The organism is Acinetobacter sp. YH12117 (genome assembly GCF_013418865.1).
Lineage (GTDB): Bacteria > Pseudomonadota > Gammaproteobacteria > Pseudomonadales > Moraxellaceae > Acinetobacter > Acinetobacter indicus.
Genome location: NZ_VPBF01000003.1, coordinates 1 through 15,466, shown reverse-complemented (window position 1 = coordinate 15,466; position 15,466 = coordinate 1). Strand labels below are relative to the sequence as shown.

The following is a 15,466-nucleotide window of genomic DNA, read 5'->3' as shown; positions in this document are numbered from 1 at the left end:
CCGCTAAATTAACCAAGGGGGTCAGTTTTTAAATGCCATTAGGGGGTCATTTTTACACTGCCGCTAACAACCTAAACTTTCTTTCCAAATACGTTTGATTTGCTCTGCATGATTTACATCATGCAGAGCACGTTTCGCTCGATGTTCTGGGTTATCAACGAGATCTAAAGCCCGATAATAGGTCGAAGCTGCAATCGGTAAAATTCTACAAATCGCTTCAACGCCATATCGATCTTTATTGTAATGGATAAAATCCACCATTATTTGTGTGGGCGGTCGAGCTCCGCCTGGGCGAAAAAAGCGGCTGCTTTACGTAGAATTTCATTGGCACGTTTTAATTCTTTAATTTCACGTTCCATTTGCTTCATTTTTTCTTGGTCAGATATCTGTTGTACTTTGGCAGGATTTAGTTGATCCATATGCTTTAAATACCAAACGCGCAATGTTTCAGGAGTACAACCGATTTTAGGCGCAATAGCTGTGATTGCTGCCCAAGTAGAAGGATAATCTTTTTCAGATTCAATTAGTAATTGAACCGCTCTTTCTCTGATTTCGGGGATATAGTTTGGTTTTTTCATCGGAATAGTCTCTCAGAATATTGACTCTCCGACAAACCCGGTACGGTTCATAAACTTTATAATTGTAATAATATATTTTTATTGATTATTTGCTCTTGTTTTAAATAGTTTATACTATCATTATGGAACTTATTTCAATAAATCTAACAGGTTAAATATGGGGCTAGTAAGAGTTGATACTGGAAATGATAAGTCAAAAGATCAGATAATTTCATCGTGGAAATCAACCCTTGCTATTCATGAAACAGCCTTAAGGCTACCTCAAAAGTCAGCATTGCTTAAATGTTTAGACTATGATTTAAATGATGAGGAAGAGCCTGTAATAATTAATATGCCTACAGGGACAGGAAAAACGGGTGTCATTGCATCATTGTTATTTAAAGCAATATTTAAGAGAACACTAATCGTTGTTCCATCCGACTCTTTACGAAAGCAAATAAGTGATGATCTAATCGATTTTAAAAAATATATTGCTTGGGGAATTCTTCCTGAGAATAGTGAACAACCTATTATTTCTAGGTTAGAACCAAAAGATATTGATAAAATTGTTGAACATGATTTAGAAGAACAGTTTATTGTCGTTGCAACATCGCAAATTTTTAATTCATTCCAAGATGAAAATTTGAAGGTTTTTTTAAATCAGTTTGATAGGTTGATCTTTGATGAGGCTCATCATAGTGAAGCTCCAACATGGAAAAAACTTCGTGATAATTTCGCCCAAAGAAAAAAGAAGATATTTCAATTTACCGCAACCCCTTACAGAGGAGATGGTAAAAAATTAGAAGGAAAACTCATATATCAATATTCAATTGCAAAAGCTTTTGATGAAGGTATTTTTGAGAAAATTCAATTTGAAGCTGTCAATGAATATTATGACGAGAAATCCGATGGAGTTGTCGCAAGGAAAGCATTGGAAGTATTACAGAAAGATATTTTGGCAGGGCTAGAGCATGTTCTTATGGTTAAAACTTCTTCTATTAAGCATGCAAAAGAATTAAAAAAATTATATACCTCTCTAATAAAAGAATATTTCCCTGAAAAAATGGAAGTTTTATTAGCAACCAGCAAAGATGGAATAAATGAAGAAGATAAAAGTAAATTAAAGGAAGGAAAAACACAAATAGTGGTTTGTGTTGATATGTTTGGAGAAGGGTATGATTTACCTAATTTAAAAATATTAGCTTTACATAAAAAATGTAAGAGCTTGCCAATATTTATGCAATTAGTGGGTCGTTTCACAAGGGTTAATAGAACAAAAAAACTAGGTCAAGCAACAATCATCTCAAATGTTGTTGCAGATGATATTGGAGAGCAATTTCAAGAGCTTTATCAGGCTGATGCAGATTGGAACCTATTGATTGGGAGTTTAAGTAAAGAAAAAATGATAGAAGAATTTTTTAGTTCTTCAATTGATGGTGAATATAATCATGAATTGATAAGAAAATTGTTCTCATCAAATTCATTCTATATTAAAAATAGCGCAACAATTTATAAAGAAATTGATGATGATATTAACGAGATTTTTGAAAAAACTAATCTTAAAAAATATTTTAATAAGTTGTCGGATAATTATATTTCTGCAATTTTTAGGGAAGAAAATTTAGGAATTATCTTATCAAGAAAGAAAGTTACCCCTATGTGGGTGTCTAGTGATGAGTTACAATTTGATTTGTTCGATATATTCATATTTCTGAGAAAAGGTACTGACTTATTTGTTCATGGAAGTAATAAGGATTTAGTCCAGAATTTAGCAAAAGAGTTAGGCTATATTAACTTTAGTTTTCCTGAGTTATTTCGAATGTTTTATGATTTAGAACGTTCAGCGTTTGCAAATTTAGGTATGTTATCAACATCTAGAAATATAAGATTTAGAATGTTTACTGGTACAGATGTCTACAAAGAATTAACACAGCAAGATTTAAATAATAATGCATTATCAAATTTGTTTGGCCATGGTTACATTGACGGTAAGAAAGCTAGCTTGGGGTGCTCTAGGAAGGGTATCACATGGTCAATGTCTAGTGCTAACATTTATCAATGGGTCAAATGGTGTGAATCGTTATATGACAAAATTCATAATGAAAATATTCCTATTGATTCATTTGTTAATAATATGCTTGAGCCATTTAGTGTTGAAAACTTAGCTAACTTTAAAATTCTCACAATCTCACCTGTAGATTTAATTTCTAAGGCTGTTAATTTGATACGGATTAGAGGCGAGTTGGGCTTAAAAACATTAAATTTTAGCTTTTATGAGGTTTTAAATGTTAAACAAGCTGAAGAGAAAATAAGTTTTTCGATAAAAATTTATTTTGAAGGTGATTATTTTTGTACACTTGATTATATCTATGATTTAACTCATGGTTTTATTTTAGTTTCCGAGTCTTATAATGGAATAAAACTTAATTGTGAGTTAGATTTTATTAAGGAACTTCCAAAAAAACTTGGGCTTGTTGCTTGGACTTCAGGTTTTGAAGTAATTAGTTTAAATGAAAAAATTGGTTATAAGAACAAATATTCTTACACATTAGTAAAAGATAATGTAACTGAGTTGGACTGGAATGGGGTGGAGATAAATAAAGAGAGTTGGAAGTTTGGGGCAGTGAAAAACTCTGTTCAGGGTAAAATAATTGATGTACTTCAATCTCAAGAAAATAAGCCGAACATATTGTTCTATGACGATGGTAGTAATGAACTTGCAGATTTAGTTGGATTTTGGATTGATGAAGAACAGCAAAAAGTATGTATGCGTTTATATCATTGTAAATATGCTATAGGTACAAAATCTTCTATTGGAGCTGTGAATGAGCTGGTTCAGCAAACCCTTTCAACTTGTGATAAATTATCTGATGCAGTAAAAGCATTAAAACAATTAAAAATTAGAGAGAATAACACTTATAAAAAGACTAAAAATAGTAGATTCATATTAGGTGAAATGTCAGATTTAGATGCTTTGATTAAAAAGTATAGAACTTATGACGTTACTATAGAAATAGTATTAGTTCAGCCGAGCCTAGATTATTCTGAATTGAATTCTCGTGTTGAATCAGTACTAGGGCAGTTGGCATGTATTATTAAACAAACCTTGAATGCTGAAACTTATTATATTATTAAATAAGTATAATCTCTATCAAACTTGATGAGGGAAAAATATATTAATGCTTCTGCCATTTAAGGCGGAAGCATAGATTTTATGCTATTAATTTTGTGCATTACAAAACTCAGCCCAATCAGCCTTAAGCCTTTGCGTTTTTCGAGATATGCTACACGTAACTAAGCAGCTTCAACTTCATCTGGCAGCTTATGTGCAAGTACATGCTCACAAACTTCACGAGGGTAATCTGTTTATCTGCTGACCAGTCACGAAATGTAGAGTGGAAGCCATGTGTGGTAATCACTCGATTTTGTTTAGGGTCAATATAGCCTAAGTTATTTTCTTTAAGCTTCTGTTCATGCATGAACTTTATCAAAGTTGTTAAGGGTATGTCAGAAAGCATTTCACCATTACAGTGTACAAGAAAAATGAAAGCTTATAGCTGAATATGTTTTCAAATGAATTCAGGGAAACTACTTCTAAAATGTAAATAATAGAATTTATCATCTGGTAAAAAAGAAGAAATTGGTAGTAAGAAAGCATTGCAAATTTTAGATAAAAAAAGTAGATTTTGTTGTGTATTGAAAAGCTATATTAAAAAATGTAATTCATGAAAAAAATACTTTATTTAAGTCTTTGTTATGTTTGGGGAATAGGTAACGTACATGCTGCAGGAAATATCAATCTATTTGCTGCTAACGCTACGTTTCCGCAAGACTTATCGCTTCCTGAGCTCATTCGACAGGATCAACGTTTAAGTGATTTAAAGCAACAGCTGGATACCCAAGCTATTATCCAGCCTAGCTTGACACCTTTACTCAAAAAACAGCATCTTATTGTTACGGAAGAACCTTGTTTTGATATCCACACTATCCGTATAGATGTGACTGATTCACATCCAAAAACTCTTGATACTTTCAATTTTTTAAGCCAAATCCTCAATAAAAAAAGCAATACGATTGTAGAGCAGTGCATTGGTACTCAGAGCTTACAGAACGTGGTGAGATTCGCTCAGAATGAGCTGATCAAGAAAGGTTTTGTCACGACTCAAATTGTGGTGCCTGAACAGGATATGACGCAAGGGATGTTAAGGTTTGAATTGGTGCCAGGACGCATAGCTAAGATTAGACACAATGGCCCTGATATTTCAGTGCTGCAGTTAAAGACAGCACTTCCTTTTACAGAAGGAGATATTCTTAATATCCGCTCATTAGATCATGCATTAGAAAATTTAAAAAAAGTATCTGGATTAGAGGTTGATATTCAAATAGAGCCTGCTACAGAAGAGACGGCAGTAGGGCAAAGTAACATTCTGATTAGCACGCAACCTTATAAAAAACTTCATGTCAGCCTGTCTGTAGATGATTCGGGCAATAAAAGCACCGGACAATATATTGGTAACATTGGACTGACCCTGAATAATCCTGCCCGAATGAATGACAGTCTGTATCTTAATTTCAGCCATTCGCTTGATGATTTTGATCAAGACCGTAATAAAAGTTACTTTGCCAGCTATCAATTACCGTTCCAGACCTTTGACTTGAGTGCAACTTACAACTGGTATGAATACGATCAGTATGTTGCGGGTTATGAGAGTCCGATTTTATACAGTGGTGAAAGTCAGCAGGCTAATATCACCTTGTCTAAAATGTTGTTACGCGGAACCCAATATAAAACTTCCGTATATGGCAAATTTTATCAAAAGCAAAACCGCAACTATATTGAAGATATTGAAATCGGTGTTCAGCATCGACGTACAGCTGGCTGGCATGCGGGTATTCAGCATAAGCACTATATTGGCAATACCTTAGTCGATGTTGGGTTAGATTATCGAAGAGGGGTTGGCGCTTTTAATTCACTGGCTGCGCCAGAAGAAGAAATTACCGACATTTTTGGAAATCCACTTCCGGTCGAAGGTTACTCACGCGCACCACTTTGGAGCGCTGACTTGCGAATAAATTATCCTTTTAATTTATTCAGTCAGGCAGCTCAATACCGCATCAATTGGAAAGGACAATATGCGCCGAAGGTCTTGGTGCCCCAAGACCGCTTCTATATTGGTGGCCGCTATAGTGTTCGCGGTTTTGATGGGGAAATCATGTTATCTGGAGATAATGGGCATTTCCTGCAGCAAGAAATAAATATCAACACTCCCTTGAACAGCCAAGTCTATCTAGGGGTAGATCAGGGCTGGGTTGCTGGAGAACACAGTATTGCAGGGCAGTGTTATTTAGCTGGTGGAGTTACGGGAATACGTAGCTACTACCAAGGGCTATATCTGGATGCTTTTGTTGGACACGGACTGGTTGCACCACAGCGTATGAAAAAAGAGCTTATTACAGGCTTTAGTCTAAATTATTCCTTTTAAACCTTTGAATTTAAAAACTTGATTTAAAAATAGAAGTACTTTCAATGAATAAAAATCTTTATCGCATCATTTTCAGCAAACCCCGCAATATGTTCATCGCTGTAGGGGAAAATAGTAAAAGCCAAACCAAAGCTGCTGGGGAGAGTGCAAAAATAGCGATATCTCCAGGAACTCATGATAGTACAGCTTTACACCAGCATTGGGTAGTGAAAAGCTTGGTGGCCAGCATGAGTATATGGATGTCTGTAGCGCCTGTATATGCACAGATTCAGGCAGATCCGGTGGCTAATGCAGCGAACCGTCCAGTCGTGGGCGTGGGAAAGAATAGCCAAGGTCAAAATGTACCTGTAGTCAACATTCAAACCCCAGTAAATGGTGTCTCCCATAACATCTATAAACAAATGGATGTGCTGAGTAATGGTGTAGTCTTGAATAATAGCCGTACAGGTGCCGGTTCTGCCATTGTGGGAAGTGTAGGAGCAAACCCATTTTTAGCTAAAGGTGAAGCACGGCTTATTTTAAATGAAATCAATTCAACTGCAGCAACCCGTTTTGAAGGAAATCTTGAGGTTGCCGGTCAACGTGCAGATGTCGTTATAGCTAACCCAGCTGGTATTAATATTAAAGGTGGCGGTTTCATTAATGCCAATAAGGCCATTTTTACCACAGGCAAGGCACAGCTAAATGCGGATGGAAGCCTAAAGCAATTTGTTGTAGACCAGGGTAAGGTGACGGTTACAGCCAACACAGGTTCAACTTTAGGTTTAGGTGGGAACAACAATAATGTTGATTATGTAGATATTTATGCACGTGCGTTAGACTTGAATGCACAACTGCATGCTAATCAAGATATTAATGTCATTACAGGTGCAAATACCATCTCAGCCGATCTTGAGAGCATTGACAGTAAAACTTCAACAGTTGCAGCACCTGCATTGGCAGTAGATATTAAAAGTTTGGGCGGGATGTATGCCAATAACATTTTTCTGATGGGGAATGAAAAGGGCTTAGGTGTCACGAATGCAGGTACAGTCCAAGCTGTAAATAATATAGTGGTGACCAATACTGGTAAAATTGTGCATAGTGGGACAATCTCAACCACAGATAAAAAGAATGGTTTGGTCAGCGTTGCCGGAACAGGAGCTGCTGCGGATATTGCTATAAGTGGTTCAGTGAATAGCTATGGCCTGATCAATATTGATTCTGATAATGACGTAAATCTGAATGCAAAAGATATTACGCTAAATTATGATGCCACAACTCTGAACTCAGCAGCATTGATTATTGGAGCTCAAGGTAATCTAAACTTAGCCACCGGGACCAAAATTAATAACCTCAGTACAAATGGGGACTTATATGTCGATGCTAAAGGGATCAGTCTGGCAGCAAATTCAGAGTTACGTAGTAACCGTGGTTCTGCCAATATTAATGCCAATGAAAGTTTGGTGAGTAACAGCACAGCAAGACTGATCGCTGCGAAAGATTTAAATTTGACTGCCAACAAAGATCTGAAACTAATAGGAAATACCCTACAGGCCACGAGTGGTTCAATCAATGTCCAGTCAGCTGAAGAGGCACATTTGCTCCAAGTAGATGGTGGAACACTCTATGCCGGCAAAGACTTAAATATCTATAGCTCAGGTGATGTCAGTCTTAAAAACTTAAGCTTTAACCTAGTCAATAATGCTACACGTTTAAAAGATATCAATATCTACAGTGGCAAAAATCTGACTTGGGATAATAAAGCGAAACCCTTAGCTAAGATTTCAGGAAAACTACAACTTGAAGCCAAGCAAGGACTAGAGCTTGCGGGTACGGCGCTCCATGCAGCCAATGGTATTGTCACCCAGTCTGATACTCTAAACTTGAACACGACAGTAAAGTCAGATCAGGGCATTGACTTAACGACACATAATGCCATGTCTTTAGCACAAGGCACATCGTTAACTGCAGTCAAAGATGTCAATTTAGCCTCATTACAGGGCAGTATTCAGGCACAAAGTCTGAAAGTTAACTCCACTGCAGGCCATGCATCGATCATCGCCCATGAAAATGTAAACTTGAATTCGGTCCAAACCACTGTGCCCGCGCCCCAGGCCGATCGTGATGAACAGATTACAGATAAGACCGTGATTAACGCAGCTCAAGGAATTGTAATTGCCAGTGCAGAAAAAGGTACAGTCAGTGTTAATTCCGCAGATTTAACTACAGTCAAAGGTGATTTAAAAATCCTTGGACAAAATGGTGTAAATCTAGATTCCAATATTGATGTGGTTGTTGGTGGTGGAGATAATGGATATGACACTACTCTTAGCAATCAGCTCGAAGGCCAGTCTGTATCAGTCGGAACTAAAAAGGGTAATATTGATATTAAGAATACTGTGTTGACCTCAACTGTAAACCAGCTACATCTAAACAGTGAAGCAGGCATGCTCAGTGTTGCAGACAGTAAGCTGCAGTCTAAGGGGAATACTGGAATTTACGCCAAGGATATTTTGGCTCTTAAAAATATCACAGCGAACTCAGATCAACATTTAGCAGTCAATTCAAAACGAACCCTATATCTGAATGCAGATTATACGCCGACCGCTACTGTGTGGCATCCATCAGCTAAAACCAACTTAACAGCAAAGGGTGTTTTGTCCCTTACTGCAACGGGCAATCAGGTGATGCAGAATGCCCAATTGACAGGTGGTGCTATTTTATTAGAGACCACAAATTTATTTATGAAGCCAGGTCTGGTCTTCAATGCCACGGGAAGTGATCTATTAAAAAATGATAGTAAACTCAGTAGTTTAAATGGTGATTTAAGTATTCAAACTACCGGAACTACTGGTTTAACAATTGACCCAAAGATAATAAATTTATCTGCAATTGGTGATATTGAACTTATTGCAAAGAATGGTCATTTAAAATTGGCTGGTTATGGTGGTATGAAAGGTAATGGTTCAGAGCAAATTGTAAACTTAGTAACAAGTAATGGTGGGATTAATTTAATTGGTAAATCTATACAGTTAGATGGAAGTAATTTAAATGCTAAAGGCGCTATAAATTTAGTAGCCACTAATGGGGATATTGTTGTTGATGGTATAAAAAATAAACATGTTAATGCACCTCATACTTTAAATTATCAGATGCTTTCGAATGAAAAGAAAAATAATGATCAATTTATCGCAGCAGCTAAAGCATTGTTAGTTTCGCAATATCCTACTGATCAAATTTTATTAGCAATACTTGGACCCCAATATGTTCTTAATGAGATTGCGATTGCTGAAGAAAGAGGTAAAGCAATTCAGTCAGATATGAATTTCTATTTGTCTAATATAAATGGTTTTGAGCATAAAAAAGCTAATGTTGTAAGTAACACAGGAAATATCGAAATTAATGCAAAGCAGGGAATTTTATTAAGAGCAACAGATGTTACTAGTCCAGAAAAAATCTTAATAGAGTCTCAAGGTACTTTACAAAAAACTAAAACCTCTAAAGAACTTACTGAGCAACTGGATGCAGGTATATTAATAGATGGAGTAGTTGATAGTTTTGATTTTGGTGTTGATACAGGTGCTAATTATCAAGTTAGAGAGAATTTTGTTGCGAATCAAATTAGGGGCTCAAATGGAGTAACAATAAATTCATTAGGTGAAAACTTAACAGATAATTTAGTTATTCAAGGTGCTGATATTATTTCGTGGTATGGAGATGTTGATTTACAAAGTGGAAAAGATATTCAATTATTAACTGGTCAAGATCAAAGTTATGATAAATCAACGCAAACAACGACTAAAAAAACTTGGTACGGAAAGAAAAAAACTACACAAACTATTTATCAAGCTCAAAACTATTCTTCAATTCCTGTAAATTTACAAGGTAAAAATATTTTATTAAAAAGCAAAGGAGATACGGTTTTATATTCTACAAATATGGATGCATATGGCGATATTGATATTAAAGCTAAAAATATAAAACTACTTGTAACTGATGAAATAAAAAGAAAAGAGACTACTTCAAGAAAAAAATCTTCATTTTGGGGATTTAAATATAATGATTCGACCTCAAATTCATCATATAAAGAAATTACACAATTACCTGTTAAAGCAAAAGCTGATTATATAAGTACTAAAGCAGCATTTGATACTCTTCTACAAGGTTCAGAATTTAACTATCTATCTGGCGCTTCAATAACTGCAGGAGGAACAATTACATTAACTTCGGCAACTACACTCATTGAAAATACTCTTCATAAAGAAAAAAATTCAGTTGTTTGGCAATCTATGCAGGATACAGGCTCAATTACTGAAACAGCAAAACTGCCAAGTTTTAATGGACCAGTTGTACCAAAGTTTGAAGCGAAAGGCGGACTAACAGTACAAGTGCCTGTTGTTTCTGGCCAAAACAATGATGTTCGTGCTGAGGTGATTAAGCTTTCTAATCAGCCTGGTAATGAATATTTGAAAGGGCTTATTGCTCGAAAAGATGTCAATTGGGAAGCGGTTAAACTTGCTCAAGAGAATTGGAATTATAAGCAGCAAGGTTTGACAGGCGCTGGCGCCGCAATCATTGCAATTGTTGTGGTAGCAGCGACTGCAGGCGCTGGAGCTACAGCAGTAGGGGCATTAGGGGGAACAGCATCTACTTTGGGGGGATCTGCAGTTGCAATGAGTCAGGCAGCAATTACAACTTTAGCAACACAAGCGAGTGTAAGCCTGATTAATAATGGTGGAGATATTGCTAAGACTTTAAATGAGCTGGGCAGTAAAGAGTCGGTAAGAGGTTTAGCTACAAGTATTGTAACAGCAGGTTTGTTGAGTCAAGTAAGTACAGCTTTAAATCTTAAGCCTGATAGTACTTATTTTCCTGATCGTTTAATGAATAACTTTGCGACTTCTGTCGGCTCTACTTTAGTACAAACTGCTATCAAAGGGGGAAATCTCGAAGACAATTTACAGGCTGCTTTATTAGCCGGGTTAGCAGGGGCATTACAGGGAGAACTAGCAAGTCAAATTGGTACAAGTCTAGATAAAGTTGATCCTAGTGCCTTTGAATACACAATTCATAAAATTGCTCATGCTGCAGTAGGTTGTGCGGCAGCAGCTGCAACAAAAGCAAGTTGTGAGGCTGGGGCAATCGGGGCGGGTGTAGGTGAAATCGTCGCAGGATTAATGCCTGATCCTGCTAATGGCATTGAATATACGGACAATGAAAAACTCAAAATTCGAAATATAGGTAAATTGGTTTCAGGTACTGTTGCTGCATATGCAGGATATGATGTAAATACAGCTGCAAATAGCGCTGATACTGCGATTCAAAATAATTCTTTAGTTAAATTAGCGACTGCGACGGGTAAAGTTTTAGTTAAAACATTGGATGAATTTAACGCTGCAAAAAAGAAAGGTCTACAGTATACAAAAAGTGATCTTGTAAAATCTCTAAAAGAACAAAGTGCAGATGAACTAATAGGCATTGCCGATGATTTATTGACAGTATTTGGTAGAAGCACTTCTCCATTTGATCGCGCTTTAGCGGCAATAGATTTAATTGTTGGAACTGACTTAAAACCGGGTAAAGGAGATTCACTTAACCTTGCAAAGAATGAGCTTGATAAATTAAAAACAGATCGTTCCTATGTCCAAACAGTTTACCAAAATAAAGTTGATGTAATTACACGCAATAGATTGAATGGAAGGGAGTTTGAAGTAAGTGCTGCAAGCAAGTTAGGAATACAAAGAAATAGTAACCGAGAAATGATTACGGTTAGAACAGAAAGAGATGGACAGATCAATATCATTCCAGATGCATTTGGTAATGGGGGTACATTAGTTGAATTCAAAAATTTAAAGTACATCACTGATACAAAGCAATTTAGAGGGTATGCTGCGACTAAAAAGCCAGTAACATTAGTTATTAATCCAGATACTAAATACTCCAGTACTATTGAGCAAACAATCAGAGAATCTAAAGGGGCTATCTATACATTTGATCAAAAGACGCAAGCTCTTAAATTATTAAAAGATTTCAGTTAAATTTAGGAACATCATCAATATGAAAATTAGTACTGCGATTCGTACAAATATTTATACTCATCAAAACTTAGCTAATCCCGAAAGTTTCTTTCGGCGTATAAAGTTTAGATGCGAACATTACCCTGAATTAGTTCCTGAAAAATGCGGGTTTGGAGAGCCATTTAAAATTAAATTTTCTCAAGACTTAATTGAAACATTAATTCCTGATGATCGTGGCGGACAGGCTAGTAGTCTATACTGGTCTAGAGCTAAGAAAACAAAGGCTTGGGGGGCTTTTAGTGTTCCTATACATAATAATATGCATGCTATGGAGGTAATTCATAGTGAGTTAGAACAAACTGATCAAAATAAGCTAGTTGAATACGTAAAAAAAGTTTGTACGAAATTTAATGCTGATCTAACTATTATTGATATAGAGGTTAATGATAGTTGGAGTCTTGCTAACCCACATATTGGAGGAGTTGAGCCAACGACAGATCAATTGCGTAATTGGTTACCTGATATGTATTGGGGAGTAGTATTTGGTAAGCCATATATTGATTTGTGGGGAGATAAATTATTAAATGTACCTGCCTTTAAAGTTGAAAAATTATCAGATGAATTAATTTTTATACAATTAACAGAAAATATTAGTGACGTTGTAGAAAAATCTGAAGAAACTCGAATTAAGCGTGAAGAAGTTAAGAGTTTTTTAAACAACTATGTGTTTTATACACCCGAAAAAGGATATAGACCTGGGAATACTTTATGGTTTTTTTCAGGAAGATCAGAAAATAATCTAATTCGTATTCCAAAAGTAGAACATAGCCCTAAAGTTTTTAATATACCGCATTTTACATTTGAAGATTCAGAGCAATATATTGTGAGTGATACTATTCAAAATGATTCTAAAAAATTAAATCAACTCAGACTCATTAATACGGATATGTGGAAATTGGCTTTATCGCAAAAATGGCTTGTACAAGCTTATCCTGAAGAAAAAGCGGATTTATCAACTGGCACAGTTAAAGAAATTAGATTTTTTTATCAGCCAGAGTATTATGATTCACCTATTGAAAAAGAGTTGTTTATTGGTGCATGGGATCGACCTGAACAAGAAAAGACAAGCCGTCATGAATATACTGAATCTATTATTCACGCATTGATTAAGAGTTATCCACCAGCGGTATCTAAATGGTTTACAGTAAAAAGTAAGATTGAACATTTTAAAGAGTACTCAGAGCTCTATTTAGATCAAATAGACCAACAGGAGTTCAGTTTATTTCGTATAGCAATTAAAGTAATTATTTTTGATAGTTACTTTGTTAAGCTAACTTTTATGGATTATTGTTGTAACGATCTGAGTGAATCTAAACAGTACTCTGATCCAGTTTTCAGCTCATTTCAGGCTAAATAATAATTAACTATTATTTAAAAATTAATGAATTTATGCAGCCTGTAAATTGTTTTGTGAAACTGTCATTACAAATATAAAAAAAATTTATGAGCATATTCGTGCTTCTACTATTTAATGATGAAGCACGATTTTTACAATATTTATTTTTACGTAACACAAAACTCAGCCCAGTCCGCCATCAATCCTTTACGTTTTTCTAGATAAGCCCCACGTAAATATGCAGCTTCAACTTCATCTGGCAGCTTATGTGCAAGTACATGCTCACAAACCTCACGTGGATAATCTGTTTTGTCAGCTGACCAATCACGAAAGGTTGAACGGAAACCGTGGGTCGTAATCACTCGATTTTGCTTTGGATCAATATAGCCTAAGCCATTTTCTTTAAGCTTTTGTTCATGCATACGTTTGATCAGAGTTGTCAATGACATGTCAGAAAGCATACCGCCACGTGGAGCAGGGAAAATGAAATTTTGTTGCTGCGTATATGGTCTAATTAACTCTAGCAAAGCAATTGCTTCTTGAGATAAAGGTACGCGATGCTCTTTATCTGCTTTCATCCGTTCTTTCGGAATGATCCAAACCTTATGTTTAAAATCGATTTCCTGCCACGTTGCACCAAAAATCTCTCCAGACCGACAAGCCGTTAAAATCGTAAATTCCAGAGCCTTAGGTGAAATACCTTTTTTCTGCCTCAAGTGCTGAATAAACTCAGCTACCTGTTCATAAGGTAAGGATGGGTGGGGGCGTGATTCCTGTTTTATGTTACCCAATATAGGTTCAAGATTACCTTTCCATTCAGCTGGGTTATCCCCAACAAGATATCCCATAGCCTTAGCATAATCAAAAATAGTTTCTATACGACCACGAATACGTTTAGCTGTTTCGTTCTTTTCAATCCAGATAGGTCTAAGAACTTCGGCAATATCAACTTTTGTAATTGTGCTAATTGAACGATTGCCTAAAGCTGGATAGATATAGGATTCTAATGTAGATGTCCATTGCCCAATATGCTTTTCATTTTTCAGTTCACGGGTTTTATTGGCAATAACGACTTTTGCACACTCAAGGAATGTTTTGTCACGAAGTTTCTGAACATACAGCTTTTCTAGTTGTTCTTGTTTATGAGCAATTGGATCAATGCCACTTCGTATTTGTAATCGTAATTCAGTGGCTTTGGCACGGGCTTCAGCTAAAGAAACTTCAGGGTAGGGGCCGATACCAATATCACGACGATGAGGTTTCAACTTTCCATCTTTATCCAGACGTTTCCCCACAACAGCACGCAAAATCCAGACACGGGAATTACCCTCGACATTTAGACATAAGCCATCAACACCCCCTACAGAATGTCGACCAGTCGTTTTAATTTTTGCTACACTCAGAGCAGATAACTCTTTAGATTTCTTTGGCATATTATATTTTACCCCACAACCTACCCCTCATAAAATACTGGAAATAGTAGGATTGGGCAAGATGGCTTTGGATAATTAAAATATTAAATAATTGAAAAATATATGTTTATAATGTTATTTGGGATTGTTTAGGACTACTGTTAGACGGACACCGCTTCCGCCAAATTCAAAAAGCCCTGACATTGTCAGGGCTTTTTTTATTGCGCTCCGTTTTATTTTTATATTCTTTATATGGAGCTGATTTATTTTAAAGAGGAGAGCTAAGCATATTTTATAGGTATTATATAAATACCTTTAAGATATATTATTTTGCTTCGAATATCTAAAAATAAAAATCCATAAAATATGAAAAATGAATATTTATATAGATTGCTTTTCTATAAAATAATCATTGATAATCTTTCACCTGTCGCAATGTATATGCGACAGATGAAGATTAAAATCAATTATTTAAATTTTATAGGTTGACAGGGCTTTGTTGCACAAACCTATCTGTAAAGGGTTTTTCAGCGATATAATTTTCAAATGAAGAAGCCTGCACACAAAATCTACCGCACAACCAATTGGCCCGCATATAACCGAGCACTCATGAGTCGCG

Annotated in this window: 5 protein-coding genes, 2 pseudogenes and 1 other annotated feature; of the genes and pseudogenes, 4 read left to right on the top strand and 3 right to left on the bottom strand. The window is 35.8% G+C overall.

Features of this window, described 5'->3' with window-relative positions; all coding sequences use genetic code 11:
- Positions 1 to 69 precede the first annotated feature (69 nt).
- Positions 70 to 578, bottom strand: a pseudogene (locus FTU55_RS02010) (IS3 family transposase); the annotation flags it as partial.
- Positions 187 to 303 (bottom strand) — a sequence feature (AL1L pseudoknot). (Overlaps the previous pseudogene by 117 nt.)
- A 157-nt stretch (positions 579 to 735) precedes the next feature.
- Here FTU55_RS02010 and FTU55_RS02005 point away from each other — a divergent pair.
- Positions 736 to 3,696: a DEAD/DEAH box helicase gene (locus tag FTU55_RS02005; RefSeq protein ID WP_180046040.1), complete on the top strand. Its 2,961-nt coding sequence runs from the start codon at positions 736 to 738 to the stop codon at positions 3,694 to 3,696.
- Between the two features lie 81 nt (positions 3,697 to 3,777).
- Here the strand turns inward: FTU55_RS02005 and FTU55_RS02000 are convergent.
- Positions 3,778 to 4,084: pseudogene (locus FTU55_RS02000) on the bottom strand (integrase); the annotation flags it as partial.
- 198 nt (positions 4,085 to 4,282) lie between these two features.
- Here FTU55_RS02000 and FTU55_RS01995 point away from each other — a divergent pair.
- From FTU55_RS01995 to FTU55_RS01985, 3 genes are read left to right on the top strand one after another with little or no spacing between them, the layout of a single operon-like run.
- Positions 4,283 to 6,040, top strand: coding sequence for a ShlB/FhaC/HecB family hemolysin secretion/activation protein (locus tag FTU55_RS01995; RefSeq protein WP_180046038.1), 1,758 nt, complete (start codon positions 4,283 to 4,285; stop codon positions 6,038 to 6,040).
- 44 nt (positions 6,041 to 6,084) lie between these two features.
- Complete coding sequence (locus tag FTU55_RS01990) at positions 6,085 to 12,060, top strand: DUF637 domain-containing protein (protein WP_180046036.1); 5,976 nt, start codon at positions 6,085 to 6,087, stop codon at positions 12,058 to 12,060.
- Positions 12,061 to 12,079: 19 nt separating this feature from the next.
- The gene (locus tag FTU55_RS01985; RefSeq protein WP_180046034.1) at positions 12,080 to 13,456 is read left to right on the top strand and encodes a hypothetical protein; all 1,377 of its coding nucleotides are present in this window, start codon (positions 12,080 to 12,082) and stop codon (positions 13,454 to 13,456) included.
- A gap of 146 nt (positions 13,457 to 13,602) precedes the next feature.
- Here FTU55_RS01985 and FTU55_RS01980 read toward each other — a convergent pair whose 3' ends face one another.
- Positions 13,603 to 14,868 (bottom strand): integrase arm-type DNA-binding domain-containing protein, encoded by a 1,266-nt coding sequence (locus FTU55_RS01980; protein ID WP_180046032.1) that lies wholly within the window; start codon positions 14,866 to 14,868, stop codon positions 13,603 to 13,605.
- Between the last annotated feature and the right edge of the window lie 598 nt (positions 14,869 to 15,466).